The following is a 17,762-nucleotide window of genomic DNA, read 5'->3' as shown; positions in this document are numbered from 1 at the left end:
TAGAAAATGACGTGTTGGATGCGTCGCTAGAGACCGAACTTGATGAAGACGATTTAGGTGACATTGATGACTTGTTGGCCGACGCCGGTGAAGACGTCGCGCAGCAAGAAGAAGCGCCCGAGTTAGAAAATGACGTGTTGGATGCGTCGCTAGAGGCTGACCTTGATGAAAACGATTTAGGCGACATTGATGACTTGTTGGCCGACGCCGGTGAAGACGTCGCGCAGCAAGAAGAAGCGCCTGAGTTAGAAAATGACGTGTTGGATGCGTCGCTAGAGGCTGAACTTGATGAAAACGATTTAGGCGACATTGATGATTTGCTGACTAATGTGGGTGACGAGGTATCACCGCTGGATGATGAATCTGCGTTAGACAATGAAATTGAGCACGAACCGAGAGATTTTACTGAAATTGAAAGTGCGTCGAATGTAACGCCAGGTCATTTGGATGGCATGCTTGATGAAGAAGCGCAGATCCCGCAAGGGTTTGAGTCTGTAGCGGAATTGGATGCAAACTCTGAACTAGAACTAGAACTAGAACCTGAGCTAGAAGCAGAGCCAGAGCTAGCAGCAGAGCCAGAGCTAGCAGCAGAACCTGAGCTAGCAGCAGAGCCAGAGCTAGCAGCAGAGCCAGAGCTAGCAGCAGAACCAGAGTTAGAAGCAGAACCAGAGCTAGAGGCAGAACCTGAGCTAGTAGCAGAACCTGAGCTAGCAGCAGAACCAGAGCTAGCAGCAGAACCAGAGCTAGTAGCAGAACCTGAGCTAGCAGCAGAACCTGAGCTAGCAGCAGAACCAGAGCTAGAGGCAGAACCTGAGCTAGTAGCAGAACCTGAGCTAGCAGCAGAACCAGAGCTAGCAGCAGAGCCAGAGCTAGCAGCAGAACCAGAGCTAGTAGCAGAACCTGAGCTAGCAGCAGAACCTGAGCTAGCAGCAGAACCAGAGCTAGCAGCAGAGCCAGAGCTAGCAGCAGAGCCTGAGCTAGCAGCAGAGCCGGAGCTAGAAGCAGAGCCAGAGCTAGCAGCTGAGCCGGAGCTAGCAGCAGAGCCCGAGCTAGCAGCAGAGCCAGAGCTAGAAGCAGAACCAGAGCTAGCAGCAGAATCTGAGCTAGAGGCAGAACCTGAGCTAGAGGCAGAACCTGAACTAGAGGCAGAACCTGAGCTAGCAGCAGAGCTTGAGCTAGAGGCAGAGCCTGAGCTAGCAGAGCCAGAGCTAGCAGAGCCAGAGCTAGCAGAGCCTGAGCTAGCAGCAGAGCCAGAGCTAGCAGAGCCAGAGCTAGCAGAGCCAGAGCTAGCAGAGCTAGAGGCAGAACCTGAGCTAGAAGCAGAGCCTGAGCTAGAGGCAGAACCAGAGCTAGAGGCAGAACCAGGGCAGAACCAGAGCTAGAGGCAGAACCAGAGCTAGAGGCAGAACCAGAGCTAGAGGCAGAACCAGAGCTAGAGGCAGAACCAGAGCTAGAGGCAGAACCTGAGCTAGAGGCAGAACCTGAGCTAGAGGCAGAACCTGAGCTAGAGGCAGAACCTGAGCTAGCAGCAGAACCAGAGCTAGCAGCAGAACCAGAGCTAGCAGAGCCGGAGCTAGCAGAGCCGGAGCTAGCAGAGCCGGAGCTAGCAGAGCCGGAGCTAGCAGAGCCGGAGCTAGCAGCAGAGCCTGAGCTAGAGGCAGAACCTGAGCTAGAAGCAGAACCTGAGCTAGAAGCAGAACCTGAGCTAGAAGCAGAACCTGAGTTAGAAGCAGAACCTGAGATAGAGGCAGAACCTGAGCTAGAAGCAGAGCCTGAGCTAGAAGCAGAGCCTGAGCTAGCAGCAGAGCCTGAGCTAGAAGCAGAGCCTGAGCTAGCAGCAGAGCCTGAGCTAGAAGCAGAGCCTGAGCTAGAAGCAGAGCCTGAGCTAGAAGTAGAACAGGAGCTAGAAGTAGAACAGGAGCTAGAAGCAGAACAGGAGCCGGGCCAAAGTGTTGGAGATATGCTGGATGCATTAGAGGCGGAGAGTGAGTTTGCGGAGCTCGACGAAGAGATACTGGCTGAAGAGCTTGAAATAGATTTAGGTGATGATCCACTTGGAGATGAAGTAGATTTACTTGCAGAAGAAGAACAGCCAGAAGAAGACTTTGTAACGCCGAGTGCTGAACTGGAAAGCTACCCAGAACTTGAGCTGGATGATAGTGACGAATTAGCTATATCTCTAGATGAGACTGATTCAGTGCATGAGATGAGTGAGACAGAGCGTCAATTGGCCGAAAGTTTGGGCAGCCAAAACGATTTGCACTTACAGTTGGAAGATGAGTTAGCAGCTCCATTTGAAGACGACTTGGATGACTTATTTGATGAAGTTGATTTGGGTGATGAGGCTTCTGGTGATACACCATCTTCAAGTAGGGAGAGTTTCGAACATGAAATGTCATTGGAATCTAATGATCCGCGTCAAGTTGTCGAGTCTATTGATGACGAGATAAGCTTAGATTTAGACGCGCCATTTGATGAAGCCGCGGCATTAGCAGCCATGGACGACGTGCCTGAACCAGCGATTCAATCTGCAGATACAATTAATACGCCTGAGGATTTAAGCATTGATTTGGATACGCCATTTGATGAAGCGGCTGCAATGGCTGCAATGGATGAAGGGCTAGCAACGTCGAGCGAACCTGCTCTAAGCAATGAAATGATTGATGAGCAGCGTGAGTTAGCGCAAGATTTGGCCGCATCGTTTGATGAAGAGGCTGCCAAAACCGCGGCAGACGAAGCGATTGATAGCTTAGGTCAGCCGACAGAGGACGTTGTCCCAAATGCAGAAGAGCTGGCTGATTTAGACATTGATCCAGAGCGCTTTTTAGATCAGCTAGAAGAAATAGCTGAAGACGACATTGAAGCAGAAATCCCTGTTGAGATTGACGAAAGCGCGATAGAAGATGAGTTTATGGCTGATCTAGAAGAGACCGACTTTGAGTCTTTGCTAGATGAGCAGGCAGAGCCTGAGGCGCTTGAACCTGACCAGCAACCTGAATTAGAAGTTAATTTTGATGCGCTATTGAGTGAGGAGCTAGATGAGCCATTTGAGGTTGAAGAGGAGTCGGCGACAGCTGAGATGCCTGATGAGACCCAACAAGTTCCTGAGGACTTTTTGAATATAGATGACTTAATCGCTGAAAGTGACGATATTTTAGTACAAGAAGAGCCTTATCAGGAGCCTAATATGGATGTGGGTCTGGATGATTTTGAAGATCTGCTGGCCGGAGACAATCCACCAGATGTTGACCTTGAAGAAGATGGGTTTGCAGCTAAATTGGATTTGGCCCGTGCTTACCTAGAAATCGAAGACTTTGACTCGGCAGTATCAGCACTTGAGGAAGTGATGGAAAAAGGGCCCGAATCGGTTCAAGAAGAGGCACGCATCTTAAAAGCGCAAATCAAATAAAAAGGCAATGGGTGCGATATCGCGCCCATTGCTTTTCTTCCCCGCGTCAATAGCATAAAATGCCCGGTCATAATTTAGTGAAGAGTTAGCAAGTGTATGCGTGTAGTACTAGGTATTGAGTATAACGGTGGAAACTACTCAGGTTGGCAGCGTCAAAGCCACGTTAGTAGTGTTCAAGAAGAAATTGAAACTGCGCTGTCGAGGATCTGTAATCACCCCGTTGATATAGTGTGCGCTGGGCGCACCGATGCGGGTGTGCATGCAACAGGACAACTTGTTCACTTTGACACGGATGCTGAGCGAGAAATGAGTGCCTTTACTTTGGGTATGAATTCGCAGCTACCTGACGACATTGCAGTTAGGTTTGCTCAGCAAGTAGATGATGAATTTCACGCCCGCTTTAGTGCAACGGCAAGACGTTATCGCTACGTAATTTATAATCATACTTACAGACCCGGTATTTTACGCAATGGCGTAACGCATTTTCATCACCCATTAGATGTGGAAAAAATGCAGGCTGCCTGCCCATTTATGTTAGGAGAACAGGACTTTACTTCATTTCGTGCTGTTCATTGTCAATCTAATACCCCATTTCGCAACATCCACCATTTACAGGTTGATAGGTTTGGCGACTATGTTGTGATAGATATCAAAGCAAACGCATTTTTACATCACATGGTAAGGAACATCACTGGGTGCTTGTTAGATATAGGTATTGGTGAGCAAAACCCTGAATGGATGGGAGAGCTGCTTAAAATTAAAGACCGCACTCAGGCGAGTGCAACAGCGAAACCAAATGGTTTATATCTGGTAGATGTGGACTACCCCGAAAAGTGGGGCATTCCGACTAAGCCTGTTGGGCCCTTATTTCTGCCGGAAGTTGAAATTAAACAATAGCAATTAACCCCCAATTTTAGTCAAGTTTGCTCAAGGTGTGTTCTACATTAAATTGAGCAGGTAGACATGAAAAATTGCATTTATAGAACGTCTAGTAGATGTTAAGACTACTAAGACCAGTTTTTTATATCGCTGTTGCCTTAAACATGTTTTAATTGGGAAAATCTGTCTGTGTGCACAGACTCATTACAGAATAAAGACAAGAGAGTTGCCAATGAGTTGGTTAGAAAAAATCTTGCCTAAAGCTGCTAAATCGGCAGGTAAGAAAGAGGTCCCAGAAGGGGTTTGGGCTAAATGTACATCTTGTGACTCAATTTTATACAAAGCTGAGTTAGAAAAGTCACTATATGTGTGCCCTAAATGTGATCATCACATGCGTATTTCGGCTCGTCAGCGTTTAGAGCGTTTCTTAGACGATGGAGAGGTTGTAGAGCTGGGTGCACAGTTTGAGCCTCAAGATGTGCTGAAGTTTAAAGATTCTAAGAAATACTCTGATCGCATCACCGCGGCACAAAAAGTGAGTGGTGAGAAAGATGCGCTGATCGCCATGAAAGGCCGCTTAAAAGGTGTGCCTGTGGCTGCTGTTGCGTTTGAGTTCTCCTTTATGGGCGGATCAATGGCGTCGGTTGTTGGTGCACGTTTTGTGGAAGCCGTAAACGAGTGTCTAGAGCACAATATGCCGTTGATTTGTTTCTCTGCATCTGGTGGTGCGCGTATGCAAGAAGCGCTATTTTCACTGATGCAGATGGCTAAAACCAGTGCTGCATTGGCAAAGATGAGCGAGCAAGGCTTGCCATTCATCTCTGTGTTGACTAACCCTACGATGGGGGGCGTTTCAGCTTCTTTGGCCATGCTTGGCGATATCAACGTTGCAGAGCCTAAAGCGTTAATTGGTTTTGCAGGCCCACGTGTTATCGAGCAAACAGTGCGTGAAACACTACCTGAAGGTTTCCAACGCAGTGAATTTTTACTAGAGCACGGTGCGATAGATGTGATCATTGACCGCCGTGAAATGCGTGACGCGTTAGCCCGTATGATTTCCAAGTTTATGGACTTGCCTTCTACTGAACAAGAGCATAGAGTAGCGTAAATTTTTCGAAATTGAGCTAGCTATGTCACACATTAAACCTAGCCAATCATCGAGCTTAGATGATTGGCTTTGTTATTTAGAGCAACTGCATCCTGCCAATATAGAAATGGGCTTAGAGCGTGTTGCCCAAGTCGCGAACAGCATTCACTTATTGACGACATCAAGTAAAATCATCTTAATTGGTGGTACCAATGGTAAGGGCACGACAGCACGTTGTATGGAGGCCATACTATTGGCTCAAGGCCATACAGTAGGCACATACGCTTCTCCGCATCTTATCCGTTACAATGAGCGTGTACGTATTAATGGGCAAGCACTCCCTGATCAAGACCATGTCGATGCTTTCTTTGAGCTAGAACAAGGGCGAGGTGAAACGCAACTGACCTATTTTGAGTTTGGTACTTTGGGGGCCTTGGCGTTGTTTAAGCGTTATGCCGTTGATTATGTACTTCTTGAGGTCGGGTTAGGTGGGCGCTTTGATGCGACCAATATTGTAACGCCATATGCAAGTGTGATAACCACTATCGATCTCGACCATAAAGAATATTTAGGAGATACTCGAGAGCTGGTTGGCTATGATAAAGCAGGTATTTTCCGTACCGACACCCCCGCGATTGTGGGTGATCTAAACATCCCTCACACAGTCACAGACTATGGCCAAGAAATTAACGCTGAATTGATTTTGTCTAAGCGAGATTTTCACTTTACTCCATTAGAAGACGGATTGCGTTGGCAATATCAAGAGTATGATTTACGTTTTTCCAAGCCTGCTATCCCCGCGCAAAATGTCGCGACAGCATTAACCGCGTTGGCAAGACTAGATCTTTTGCCAGAGGAAGTACAGCTTCGTACGACACTGGATAATCTGCAGGTTGAAGGCCGTTTTCAACAGCTAAGCGATGCCCCTCTTGTGTATACAGATGTTGCCCACAACCCTGAGTCGGCACGTTATTTGCGCACTAAGTTACTCGATTTAAAAAATCAGGGCTTTAAAATTAACGTCTTAGTCGCTATGCTTGCTGATAAGGATAAAACCAGCGTAATTAATGAACTAGACGACGTCGTCAATAGCTGGGCATGTGCATCCTTAAGTGGTCCGCGAGCAGAAACTGCTGAAAGGATGTTAGCTGCATTGCCACCTGAAACACAGGCAAGCACACGTACTTTTGACAGTGTGTCATCCGCGTTAGATGTACTATTGCCTGAACAATCCGGTGATACAGCATTGATTGTTTTTGGGTCGTTTTTCACGGTGGCTGAAGCCATTCAATATTGGAAAAAATAGAGAGTAAAATTTTGAACTCAGGATTTGTAAATCGCCTTGTCGGTACCAGCATCATTGTTATTGCCGCAATTGTATTTATTCCAAACATTTTGGATGGCGAGAAAGTGCATTACAAAGAGGGGTTTAAACAAATTCCTGAGCGACCAGACTTTACATCTATCGATTTACAAGAAAGCATTGATGACCGAGCTTCTTTGGCTCTCGAGCCGAAAGAGGACCGCATTGAAAATATTGTCGCCGACGACCTTAATGAGTCTGAATCGCACGTTTTGTCCGGTGACACAGCCTTAAATAGCGAAGAAGCTGTTGTGGGTGCAGATTCTGCTCCACAAGTTCAGTCGTCAACACCTGTTGTGCAAAGTGAGCAAGCTTTGAAAGACACACTTGTTGAAGAGTCAAAAGCAGCGACAAATACAGTTGCTTCCTCTGTCGCCAATAAGACACCTAGCGTAAAAGTAGAACCCAAAACGCAACCTCAGCTTGAACGTTCAGACTCTTCAAATTTCACTAAAATGGCCTATGTCATTCAATTGGGTAGCTTTTCTCATGAAGCTAATGTATTGGCATTAACGGACAAGCTTAAGAAAAATGGCTTTAAAACCTTTACTCGTCCAGTTAAGACACCAAATGGTACCCTGACAAAGGTATTTGTTGGGCCTGACTTAAATAAGCAAAAACTTGAAGCTAAGTTACCGGAATTAAAGAAATTAACCAAGTTGAATGGCAGGCTGACACAGTTTAAGGTTGCAAATTGATCTGGCAATTCTAAAGCGTGTCTTATAAAATGCGCCCCAAATTAACGACTTGTTGGTTATTATGATTTGGGTTGATTACGCCATATTTACAGTTGTCGGTATTTCCACCTTTTTTGGGCTGATACGCGGCTTTGTAAAAGAAGCTATGTCTCTTGTAGTTTGGGTTGGCGCTTTCTTCATATCCAGTCTATTTTATCAATACTTATCCACTTTCCTTACCTTTGTTTCAGAACCCCTTTTAAGAAACGCTGCGGCGATAGCCATACTATTTATATCGACGCTGGTACTGGGTGGACTAGTTAATTTTATATTGGGTGAACTTGTACAGCGTACAGGATTGTCTGGCACTGATCGTATTGTTGGTATCTTGTTTGGTGCTATGCGTGGTGTGCTTGTCGTAAGTGCCCTGTTGTTTTTTCTCGATGCATTCACCAAAGCCCCAGATACAAATTGGTGGAAGGCATCGGTAGTAATCCCTGAATTTGGATTTGTCATTGAATGGTTTTTTTCTTATTTAGAAAATAATTCGAGCTTTTTAAATTCAGCAAACCGTTAATCGGCGAGGAATTTTTTAATGTGTGGTATCGTTGGGATAGTCGGAACTTCTCCTGTTAATCAGGCTTTGTATGACGGCTTAACTGTTTTGCAACACCGCGGTCAAGATGCAGCGGGCATCATTACCATTGACAACAATACGTTCAGCCTTCGCAAAGCGAACGGCTTGGTGAAAGACGTATTTCATACACGTCACATGAAGCGCCTACAGGGCAATATCGGTCTTGGTCATGTGCGTTATCCAACTGCGGGCTCTTCTAGCTCAGCAGAAGCTCAGCCTTTTTATGTAAACTCTCCGTTTGGTATTTCTCTCGCGCACAATGGTAATTTGACCAATGCTGCTGAGTTAAAAGAGCGTTTATTCACGAAGGCAAGACGCCATGTTAATACGACGTCAGATTCAGAGATTTTACTGAATATCCTAGCGTATGAATTAGGTCGCAGCGACAAAATGAAGCTAGAAGCAGACGACATGTTTACAGCTATTGCAGCAGTAAATGAGCAGTGTTCAGGTGGCTATGCGAGCATCGCAATGATCATCGACCACGGTATGCTCGCATTTCGTGATCCGCATGGTATTCGCCCATTAGTGTTTGGTAAAAAAGACACTGAAAGTGGCACAGAATACATGTTTGCCTCTGAAAGTGTGGCATTGGCTACGGACGGTTTTGACTTTGTGCGCGATGTCGCGCCGGGTGAGGCCATCTATGTTACCGCTGATGGTCAATTTTTCTCAAAGATGTGTGCGGATAAGACTACACTAGCACCTTGTATCTTTGAGTTTGTTTATTTTGCTCGACCTGATTCAACAATCGACAATATGTCGGTGTATGCCTCGCGTGTAAACATGGGCACGAAATTGGGTGAGAAAATCCAGCGTGAATGGGCGGATAAAGACATTGATGTTGTTATTCCTATCCCGGAAACATCTTGTGATATCGCACTTGAGATCGCATCGGTACTCGGCCTACCTTACCGCCAAGGGTTCGTTAAAAACCGTTACATTGGCCGCACCTTCATCATGCCTGGTCAGGAGCAACGTAAAAAGTCCGTACGCCGTAAATTGAACGCGATTGACAGAGAGTTTGTCGGTAAAAATGTGCTCCTTGTGGACGACTCCATCGTACGTGGTACAACGTCTGCGCAGATTGTGGAAATGGCAAGAGAGGCCGGTGCTAAAAATGTTTACTTTGCATCAGCCGCACCTGAAGTACGCTTCCCAAATGTGTATGGTATCGATATGCCATCAGCAGCAGAACTCATTGCACACGGCCGAGAGCTAGAAGATATTAACCGTAGTATTGGTTCAGATGGTTTGATTTATCAGTCAATTGAAGATTTAATTGCTGCCGTTCGAATTGAAAACCCAGAGATCAGTCATTTCGAGACATCGGTATTCGATGGTCAGTACATCACAGGAGATGTCGATCAGGATTACTTAAATCGCATTGATGCTTTACGTAATGACTCTGCAAAGTCAACACGAGAAAAAGCAATGTCAGCAAGTCTTGAACTACATAATCAAGAGACAGGCGAAGGCGAGTAGCCCGGTTTTTCAAATGGTGAAAGCGAATTAAAAAAGGGCGATGATATTAATCATCGCCCTTTTGTTTGATTTCGTTTTTTAGGATAAAAGCAAAGGAAGCGCACTGTATGCCGCCTCCCTATTTAAATGTAGGGCTAATAATGCCATTCGTCCACAAAATAGCGGTTGCTGCGAGAATAATCACCAACAAAATGAGACCACAAGTCACCATCGCACTGGCATAGAGAAACCCACGCTCTTCGGGTATATGCATCATAATGGGGACCCCGGTATATAGCAGATATACCGAATACGCCACAGAAACAATGCCGACACTGACGACAAACCACAACTCTGGATACAATGCCGCAATAGCTGACATAAAGATTGGTGTGGCAGTGTAAGCTGCAAGCTCAATGGTTTGTGTGAATGTTGGTTGAGCGCCGAATGTCACGGCCATCCAATATGCTAAATAGGCAAGGGTAAATACGCCAATAATGAGTGCAAAATACATGGCAAATGCGATCAGTAAAGCACTGTCGTGCGTTAAATATGCCACATCACTAGTACCCACTCGCCATCCTAGGTGTACGGAGGAGACATATCCCATGATACATGGGATAAGGGCGACTAAGAACATATGAGATAAACTGAAAGTGGCACTTTCATGATGGTTATCAATTGTCTGCCATTCTTCTATTGGATGCGCATAGAGCCCCCACACATGGTTTAAAATCATAAAAGCCTCTCTGTTTTATTTTGGGTGTTTTTTACACAACTTCAATTTATTTATGAAATATTGGTTAAATTTTGTCAAGAAACTAGAGTTAAACACCCTATAACTTTGATGCCACGCAATGGCTAAGGTGTTTTACTATTTTCCATGATGGAGGCGGGTGCTGGGTATGTGCTAGAATGCGCGCCTTAGTTTGGTAATTTTTGATGATTATGCTAGAAAAATACGCAGATTTACTGGCTCCTATCTATGAGTTTCTGGGCACAAGTACACCTGACAGCTGGATTGAAGAGGCTAAAAAGCCAGAAAACCTGCAAAGGTTACTTGTCGACCATATGCACTGTGAACTTAAAGCCGCACAAAGCGCCGCATTTTTGATCCGTAAATATGCGGTAGATGATGCTTCAGCAAAAACGTTGTTAGGTTGGGTAAAGCCCTATGAAGATTTTGTTTATCGCAAAATCGGAGATGGTCAATTTGGGGCAAGTAAAAATGAATTGATTGGTAGTCTAACCGCCAAGCCTGAGTATGCATATAATCAAGATATCCTTGATAAGATGGTGCGCCTAATCAAAGAAGAGCTGCATCACTTTGAACAGGTGTTAGAGATCATTCAAGCGCGCGATTTGAGGGTTCAGAGCCTCAATGCCTCTCGTTATGCTGCAGGCATGATAAAACATGTGCGCACGTTCGAGCCAGCAGCACTGATAGATAAACTCATCATAGGCGCATTTATTGAGGCACGTTCTTGTGAGCGCTTTGCCAAATTAGCGCCATTTTTAGAAGCAGATTTAGGTCGATTTTATGTGTCATTATTACGCTCTGAAGCGAGGCACTACCAAGATTACATAGAGCTTGCAGAGCAAGTTGCGCAAGCGACGGACCCTACGCGTTTTGATGTGACAGCACGTATTGCTGAGTTTAAAGACATTGAGAATGCACTGATTTCAGCGCCGGATGACGATTTTAAATTTCACAGTGGTGCACCCGTTACAGCAGCGCTTGCTCTTTAATTAAAAGTACGCCCATTGGGGAATCGCTCAATTGCGTTTTTATTGCGATTCCCACGACGACGGCGTTTGCGCTTTGGCACACACGCGTCATCTTCTCCTTTGAATACAAGCCCGAACCAGAGTAATGCTGGCCAGTACAAGAAAGATAAAATTTCTAAGTTTTCGAAAAAGCTGTAGCATATAAACACGGTCATCAGGCAAAGTGCAGTTTGTGCTGTTTTTGAGGTCTGCGATTTAACTAGGAAGTAGATCATGGTAATGGCCATTGGCACGGCTAGCGCAATGGCCCCTACGATCCCTTTAACAAAAAGCAACCCATACCAGCTATGGTGCGAGCCAATGGGCATACGCTCTACAATTTTGGGACCACGCTCTACAATACCATGACCCCAAATCGGCGCTTCAGCTTCCCAACGTTGCATTGCAATGTTTGCTAGTGCCTGTCTTACCCTCGTTGAACCGGGACGTTGTTGCTTGATAGCTTCGTATGAATCCATCACCCAGTTGTAGACGGGCTCGCCTAGCAACAATACAGCGGGTACAACAAAGCCAAGCATCAATAAAAACCACGGCTCTTTGAACTTATCGCTGAACATCACCATAGGGAATAACATAATAAAAATGGCAATGCCGGCACGAGATTGAGACAGCAATAGCATCGCCCAACACCCTGCAATTGCCCATCGACGTATACGTGCGTTTTGCTCTTGCAAGCAAAAGACCAAATAAACACAGGCCATAAAACCCGCAGCTGGTGCCCAAGGGGTGAAAAAGCGCCAACGACCCGCGCCAGTTTCAGGGTTGATCCCATAAAAACTGACCATAAAAAAGCTTTCACCAGGTCCACCAATGACTTTGAGTGGCGAGAGGAAAATATCACCTGGGAGCCTGCCAAGATAAAATATAAACGATACAACAGCAAAAATGAGTGTCTGAATGGCGACAATGCAGACTGCGCGGATGATGACTTCTTTTCGCACTTGAATCATATTGGCAATAAATGGAAAGAGTGCCAGTAGTGCCCATCCTTTCATCCAGCCAATCGAAGATTTGATGGTTTTACCTATGCCGAGAGACCAATTAAAGTGTGCAATGATCAGTGCCACCAGCATCACGAACATCGCAATTGTCCAGAGCCAAACCATGGGGCTGATCGTTGCTTGCTTTTGATCGACTTCGAAGTACATTCGAGTAATTACCATTGCGAACAGCAGCCAACCAATTATCGAGCCTAATACATATAGAGTGCCGGTCAGAAAAGCGGGGTAGGTCAGCACCAACCCAGCCCACACTACGAACTCTTCAGAGCTTATAAATTCTTTTTTTTCGCCAGGTAGCGCTGAGAGTAATAACATTGCTTACGCCTTCGCCTTTGGCTTTTCGATGACTAATGCAACAATCTCTCTGCGCTTGTTCACCATCAAGATAGCAGCGGACGTGAAAATCATGGCAAATAGAGCGGCAGCAATGGCAAGGCTTTTCTTCGGGCTTACTGCTTTCATCGCCACAGAGGGCGGGGTCATTAGCTGCACAATCGGGTAAGACGCGAAGACGTCAGCTTTACCTGCTTCTAGACGAGCGGCAGCAGATGTGAATACCGCCTCTGCGAGGTCAAATTCGCGTTGTAATCTCTCTAACTCCGCAGCTTCTCGGGCATAAATTTTGATTTTCTCATTCAGTAAAATTTGTGCTTGGTCTAGCTCGACTAGCTGGGCTTGTTTACCTTTCTTTAACGCGTATGCATTAATTAAATCTGCAAAAAGTTGTGCGCGTTTTGGGTTATTCTTTAAGTCAAGAGACGTAAATATGTGTGCTGCGTTCGGCCCTACTAGGCCTTGAGAGCGGTTTCTTAACGATTGCTTAGATTGTTCAAAACGCGCGAATTCAGCTTTCACTTTTGGATGACCATCACCCCAGCGAGAACGATATTCGCTCAACTGAGATGCGCTTGAAGTGAGCTCTGATAAATAGCCACGAAATTCACCATCTGATTGAAGCACAAATGCTTGTCCAGCCATTGCAGGAGAAACCCCCAAGTCAACGCTTAACTGACTTACATAATCATCACTTTGGCCAATCTCAGCTTGTATCATGACCATTCTTTCTTTAATGGTTGATAGGGTTGCAGTTTCACGTTGCAGTTGCTCTCCTGATACAAGCAGTGAACGCTGTTGAAAGTCGATGATGTTGTTGCGTGTTGCATTCAATCTTTCGCGGTATTGGTCTAATACTGCTTTAATGCTTTCGTCGCGGCGTTTTACTTCGTCGGCACGAAGGTGGTCTAACTGAGCTTGCAGTGCATCGTAAAGTGCCCATGCTTTTTGCTGTGCCATTTTTGCTGACTTCGCTGTTGTCTCAACGTTTAAGATTGAGGTTTGTTCAGTTAATCTCACTTTTGGGTTGCCAAAGTCGCGAATGTGAATATTCAAAGATTTGGCTGCATTTTCTATTAAGTTACGGCTCATCAGCATTTCTTTGTAATTCACCCTTGGGTTGTAGCCTTTACCAAAAGGTGCACTGGTAGAAGATACCACTTGCCCAACCTCGTCAATGGAAACTTGACTGTTGGCGCCAGTTCCAGGAAGCACAATGTCCAAATCGCTTTTAAACGTGGGGGCTTTTTGTAAATAAGCAATAACCAGCACCAGAATGACCACGTAGCTGATAAGGCATGCAGCCAAGTAAGGTCTGTGTAATGCTCTATAAATACTCGCTCTGAAGCGACTATAAGGTGTTGTTACTGTAAGTGCGGTACCCATGTCACACCTCCTTAAAACACTTTAAATGGTGTTACGATGTCTAAAACTGTACGTGCCACGTCTCGAAGATTGGTGATGTCCGAATCGTAACAAGCGATGGCGTCATTTGGCATTACATATGGATTTATCTGATCGCGATAAGGCATGCGCATAAGTTGTTCTATTGAACGCTCTATGACTTGTGTTTGTTTTGTAATTGGGTGCGTACTTACCAAGACAACGCGACGAGGCGCATTGGTATAGGACTTTCCACCCACACAGTTAGCCGAAACAGCTGCCTGTAATAATCTTGTGCCGTAGGGTAGGTTACTCGAGAATCTGCCGATTGCGGCATTGGAATTACTCTCAGCAGAATCAATTAAGTTCGACATGAATACGCGAAACCCTTTTGGCGTTATTTGCGATGGACGAACTAAATGAGGTTGAAAGCAACCTGTACTAGGCACTATTACTTGATCGCCTGCGATAAGCGCGTAATCGGTGACTGGCTCGCCAGTCAAAATGCCGGTGAGATCCACCTCAACTTGCCATCCTGACCGAATTAAAATGACTTGGTCTAGTTTTGCATCTGGACGAATGCCTGATGCTGTTCTCACTGCTTCAGACAGCAGACGTTTTTTCGTCTGATCTCCTGAAGCGACGATACGGTCTTTGTGAATTTGAGAAGGAATAGATGCGTTAATGGTTACCCGCCCAGGCTCAAATACGGCGCCAGATACTGGTACTTCAATTGCAGCTAGGTTCAACACCCGGATATTCACGTCGAGTGTGCTGGCTTTGAATATGTTTGCTCTGATCAGTGCTAGCTCTATCCGCTCGCTGAGGTGTTGCGTGGTTAGACCTGCAGCGAAAATAGGCTCTATCGCGGGCATTTCGAGCAGGCCTGAATTATCTAGAATATAGTTACCATTAAACCCTTCACCAAACTCCATACTCACTTCAATTAAATCCCCAGGGCTCAGTGGCAGCGAGCTTGCATCTCTACCGCCAAGTACAGGCACCGGCGCTTGATTGTTTGGGTGAGTTTTGATCGCTTTGTCGACCCGATATTGTTTCGTGATTGCAAACTCGTTAGCACCAGAGCAGTCGATACCAGCTGCAAACACAGTGCCTGGTTTTGAAGGTGCGATTACCGTGCCTTGTGCATGTGGGTGCCCATAGAAACGGTCGTCTTTGTCTTCTAACTCAACTGTTCCATCAATATGTGCACAGCCCGCAATCACAGCAATTTGGCATGCAAGTGCCAACATACTTAGCTTTGATTTTAAATGGGTGACTGTCATGGCTTATTCCTTAATAAGAAGTTTGCTGTCTTAAATAAAGCATTAATTAGGCCAATTGTCTAAATCATTAAAAATCAGTTGCTTGTGTTTTTTCTTTGTGTTTTTTTGAGGATATTTTGCATTTTGCATAAAGGGGCGTTTGCAAAAGAGAAAAACCAGCGTTAGCTGGTTTTTCTCTGTAAATTAAGTATCTACACTTAATGTGACTTCTGTAGGAATGCCGCCCCACGCATTGCGACACTTTCAATGGCGTCATATAGGCTGTTAGGTAAAGTGCATAAATAAGTGCATGCTAATGTGGCCAATGTGCGTTTTGGTTCCTCTTTTATAATACGCCAGTTAGTTTTAAGTGCGTTATGCATCAGCTTTATGGCCTGTGTGCTGTTGCGAGATTGTATCGCGCGACGACACAAGTAGCGGAGCTGATATGCTTTTGCTAAAGAACCGTACTTATTGAAGAATGCATCGTGACCAATGCGGTTTTGATCTACCGCGTATTGCCAACTGGTAAATTGCTTGTGCAAGTTAGAAGACAGCCCAGAAGCGTTAACACGATAGTAAGTAAGTGGTTGCTCAATGCCTTCCATCTTATAATCTGTGTCTAGTGCAATGCGTATCCACAGTTCGATGTCTTCAGACTGACGCAGTTCTTCATCAAAATATTGCTGCCAATTGCGCATGCCATCTTCAAACGCAACGGCTTCTAATACCGCTTTGCGGATCACTGGTGCAGAACCATTACCAATGGGGTTGCGGCAAAATACATCTTTGCTGGTAATACCTGTCAGCTTAGGAAATTGACCAATGCCAAGCAGCGTATCGTCCTCGTCCATAAACAACGAGGGACAATAGCTAATTCCAAGTTGTGAATTAGCCTCAAGGTGTGCCACGTGCTTTTCAAGTTTTTCAGGCAGCCAAAAATCATCTGCATCAAGCAGTGCGATATACTCACCTCGTGCAGCTCTAATACCGGTATTTCTTGCGCCAGCAAGCCCTCTGTTAAGCTGAGAAATCACTTTGATGCGAGGATCATCGAATTGCGCGACTTTCACCAGTGTGTCATCACTGCAGCCATCATCCACACATATTAATTCAAAATCTTGATAAGTTTGATTGAGCACGGAATTGATGCTCAACTCGATGTATTTTCCAACGTTATACATCGGGATAACGACACTGACTGTTGGGTGAATTAAGCTGTTCATAATCGGCTCCTTATGCGGGCTTGATGGTTTTAAAATTGATAAACATGTTTACGGCGGGGAACACGAGCCATAAAACACTGGATAAGAGTAAAACTAGCGCGAATGACTCGGGGAATTGCGGCGTCATGGCAAATACCCCTGCAATCGACACCAGTAGACAATAAGCACATTGTTGTGTTTCTAATCTATATAACCCTTTGCTGCGCAGCACGGCGCTGTATGTGTCTGTCCACACGGTACTAATTGCGACCAAACACAGCAGGCTGGTTGTCATGAAGCTTGCCTGCCATTCGGATGAGAACAAAATTGGCACATAAACAGGCACTAAAGCCGATTGGCAGATAAAAATAAGCGAGACCAGACCAGTCACTAGCGTTATTTTTTTACCTAAACTGTCACGTGTATTGGTTTTTTGTTGCTGACAAATATACGGGTATAGCGCTGTGATATAAGCTTGGCTGATAGACATCGCAAGGCCGATCCCGGCACTCTTAGCAAAGCTGTATAAGCCAAACAATTCCGGTGTCATAAGGCGCGCTGCAATAAAAATGTCCATATTCATTCTCAGTGAACGTAGGGCTTCAGCTGCGGCTAATTGAGTTGATGTAAGTAGCAAGCGAGTGAAAATAACACGCTCAAATCCAAGCCGATGTGGCTGCGTTTTAACGGCCCAAAATGCGCCAAGCCATACGATTGCAAATGCCCACTTGGCGTAGACGATTGCCATGAGGCCTGCACCCGAATACAAAGCCACTGCGATGGCGAGGTTTTCTATGATGATACACATGCTACTGATCACACTGAACAACGCCATACGGTTTTCACGTTGAACAAGGAACGCTTTGGTGCTAACGGCTGGGAACACTAAATACGTCAGTGCCATCAAGGCGACCAGCGTAAATATATCATGATCAGGAAAGAGCCAATGTGTACTGTACGCAATGCCGAATTGAACAACACATAAGCTGATACACACGGTCCACTGTACACATAAACCATTAGCCAGTAATTGAGGTAGCTCTTCGTCTTTTGCACGTATGATTTGGGCGCCTGCCCCTGAACGAAGTAATAAACGTAGGACTTCATGAATACTCATGGCAAGCATCGCAGCGCCGTACTCCACTGGCAACAGAAAGGCTGCCATTGCCATGATGCTTGCGAGGCGTGACGCCTTAGCCACTACTTCAGCACCCACTAGCCAAGAAGTGTTCCTGATAAGAAGTGTGGTGGAGTATTTACGTGCCTGCATG

At 45.6% G+C, this 17,762-nt stretch carries 14 protein-coding genes and 1 pseudogene; 9 read left to right on the top strand and 6 right to left on the bottom strand.

The genetic code is table 11. From position 1 onward, the window contains the following. The 8 genes and pseudogenes from L1286_RS03785 to purF all read left to right on the top strand — a co-directional run. Window positions 1-1,382, top strand: a pseudogene (locus L1286_RS03785) (FimV/HubP family polar landmark protein); the annotation flags it as partial. 578 nt (window positions 1,383-1,960) lie between these two features. Further along, window positions 1,961-3,409, top strand: a complete 1,449-nt coding sequence (locus L1286_RS03780; protein WP_235405574.1) for a FimV/HubP family polar landmark protein — start codon at window positions 1,961-1,963, stop codon at window positions 3,407-3,409. Window positions 3,410-3,505: 96 nt separating this feature from the next. Continuing rightward, the gene (truA, locus tag L1286_RS03775) at window positions 3,506-4,306 is read left to right on the top strand and encodes a tRNA pseudouridine(38-40) synthase TruA (RefSeq protein ID WP_235405573.1); all 801 of its coding nucleotides are present in this window, start codon (window positions 3,506-3,508) and stop codon (window positions 4,304-4,306) included. Window positions 4,307-4,520: 214 nt separating this feature from the next. Next, entirely contained in the window at window positions 4,521-5,396 is an 876-nt protein-coding gene (gene accD / locus L1286_RS03770) for an acetyl-CoA carboxylase, carboxyltransferase subunit beta (protein ID WP_235405572.1), read from the top strand. Between the two features lie 22 nt (window positions 5,397-5,418). Next, window positions 5,419-6,681 (top strand): bifunctional tetrahydrofolate synthase/dihydrofolate synthase, encoded by a 1,263-nt coding sequence (gene folC / locus L1286_RS03765; RefSeq protein ID WP_235405571.1) that lies wholly within the window; start codon window positions 5,419-5,421, stop codon window positions 6,679-6,681. Window positions 6,682-6,692: 11 nt separating this feature from the next. After that, on the top strand, window positions 6,693-7,436 hold the full coding sequence (locus tag L1286_RS03760) for an SPOR domain-containing protein (RefSeq protein ID WP_235405570.1): 744 nt from the start codon (window positions 6,693-6,695) through the stop codon (window positions 7,434-7,436). A 61-nt stretch (window positions 7,437-7,497) separates the two neighbouring features. Beyond that, a complete protein-coding gene (locus L1286_RS03755) occupies window positions 7,498-7,992 on the top strand; it encodes a CvpA family protein (protein WP_235405569.1) in 495 nt (164 codons plus the stop codon). Between the two features lie 18 nt (window positions 7,993-8,010). Next, the gene (purF, locus tag L1286_RS03750; RefSeq protein WP_235405568.1) at window positions 8,011-9,537 is read left to right on the top strand and encodes an amidophosphoribosyltransferase; all 1,527 of its coding nucleotides are present in this window, start codon (window positions 8,011-8,013) and stop codon (window positions 9,535-9,537) included. Window positions 9,538-9,655: 118 nt separating this feature from the next. Here purF and L1286_RS03745 read toward each other — a convergent pair whose 3' ends face one another. Continuing rightward, on the bottom strand, window positions 9,656-10,255 hold the full coding sequence (locus L1286_RS03745; protein WP_235405567.1) for a Yip1 family protein: 600 nt from the start codon (window positions 10,253-10,255) through the stop codon (window positions 9,656-9,658). Window positions 10,256-10,464: 209 nt separating this feature from the next. On the opposite strand from L1286_RS03745, the gene miaE reads away from it, so the two are divergent. Then, window positions 10,465-11,265: a tRNA isopentenyl-2-thiomethyl-A-37 hydroxylase MiaE gene (miaE, locus tag L1286_RS03740; protein ID WP_235405587.1), complete on the top strand. Its 801-nt coding sequence runs from the start codon at window positions 10,465-10,467 to the stop codon at window positions 11,263-11,265. On the opposite strand, the gene L1286_RS03735 is transcribed toward miaE, so the two are convergent. The 5 genes from L1286_RS03735 to L1286_RS03715 form a co-directional block, all read right to left on the bottom strand. Further along, the gene (locus L1286_RS03735) at window positions 11,262-12,620 is read right to left on the bottom strand and encodes an O-antigen ligase family protein (RefSeq protein ID WP_235405566.1); all 1,359 of its coding nucleotides are present in this window, start codon (window positions 12,618-12,620) and stop codon (window positions 11,262-11,264) included. The genes miaE and L1286_RS03735 overlap by 4 nt on opposite strands. Window positions 12,621-12,623: 3 nt before the next feature. Then, a complete protein-coding gene (locus L1286_RS03730; protein WP_235405565.1) occupies window positions 12,624-14,024 on the bottom strand; it encodes a GumC family protein in 1,401 nt (466 codons plus the stop codon). A gap of 11 nt (window positions 14,025-14,035) precedes the next feature. Beyond that, on the bottom strand, window positions 14,036-15,307 hold the full coding sequence (locus tag L1286_RS03725; protein WP_235405564.1) for a polysaccharide biosynthesis/export family protein: 1,272 nt from the start codon (window positions 15,305-15,307) through the stop codon (window positions 14,036-14,038). 197 nt (window positions 15,308-15,504) lie between these two features. Beyond that, window positions 15,505-16,512 carry a glycosyltransferase family 2 protein gene (locus L1286_RS03720; protein WP_235405563.1) on the bottom strand — a complete coding sequence of 336 codons (1,008 nt, stop codon included), beginning with the start codon at window positions 16,510-16,512 and terminating at the stop codon, window positions 15,505-15,507. A gap of 10 nt (window positions 16,513-16,522) precedes the next feature. Beyond that, on the bottom strand, window positions 16,523-17,761 hold the full coding sequence (locus tag L1286_RS03715; protein WP_235405562.1) for an oligosaccharide flippase family protein: 1,239 nt from the start codon (window positions 17,759-17,761) through the stop codon (window positions 16,523-16,525). Between the last annotated feature and the right edge of the window lies 1 nt (window position 17,762).

This window comes from Pseudoalteromonas sp. SMS1 (assembly GCF_021530565.1).
Lineage (GTDB): Bacteria > Pseudomonadota > Gammaproteobacteria > Enterobacterales > Alteromonadaceae > Pseudoalteromonas.
The sequence above is the reverse complement of the archived record's forward strand: the minus strand, read 5'-3'. Positions and strand labels throughout refer to the sequence as shown.

Coding starts and splice junctions, on each gene's coding strand:
- L1286_RS03780 (WP_235405574.1), top strand. CDS start 1,961: ATGCTGGATGCATTAGAGGCGGAGAGTGAGTTTGCGGAGCTCGACGAA.
- truA (WP_235405573.1), top strand. CDS start 3,506: ATGCGTGTAGTACTAGGTATTGAGTATAACGGTGGAAACTACTCAGGT.
- accD (WP_235405572.1), top strand. CDS start 4,521: ATGAGTTGGTTAGAAAAAATCTTGCCTAAAGCTGCTAAATCGGCAGGT.
- folC (WP_235405571.1), top strand. CDS start 5,419: ATGTCACACATTAAACCTAGCCAATCATCGAGCTTAGATGATTGGCTT.
- L1286_RS03755 (WP_235405569.1), top strand. CDS start 7,498: ATGATTTGGGTTGATTACGCCATATTTACAGTTGTCGGTATTTCCACC.
- purF (WP_235405568.1), top strand. CDS start 8,011: ATGTGTGGTATCGTTGGGATAGTCGGAACTTCTCCTGTTAATCAGGCT.
- L1286_RS03745 (WP_235405567.1), bottom strand. CDS start 10,255: ATGATTTTAAACCATGTGTGGGGGCTCTATGCGCATCCAATAGAAGAA.
- miaE (WP_235405587.1), top strand. CDS start 10,465: ATGCTAGAAAAATACGCAGATTTACTGGCTCCTATCTATGAGTTTCTG.
- L1286_RS03735 (WP_235405566.1), bottom strand. CDS start 12,620: ATGTTATTACTCTCAGCGCTACCTGGCGAAAAAAAAGAATTTATAAGC.
- L1286_RS03730 (WP_235405565.1), bottom strand. CDS start 14,024: ATGGGTACCGCACTTACAGTAACAACACCTTATAGTCGCTTCAGAGCG.
- L1286_RS03725 (WP_235405564.1), bottom strand. CDS start 15,307: ATGACAGTCACCCATTTAAAATCAAAGCTAAGTATGTTGGCACTTGCA.
- L1286_RS03720 (WP_235405563.1), bottom strand. CDS start 16,512: ATGAACAGCTTAATTCACCCAACAGTCAGTGTCGTTATCCCGATGTAT.
- L1286_RS03715 (WP_235405562.1), bottom strand. CDS start 17,761: ATGCAGGCACGTAAATACTCCACCACACTTCTTATCAGGAACACTTCT.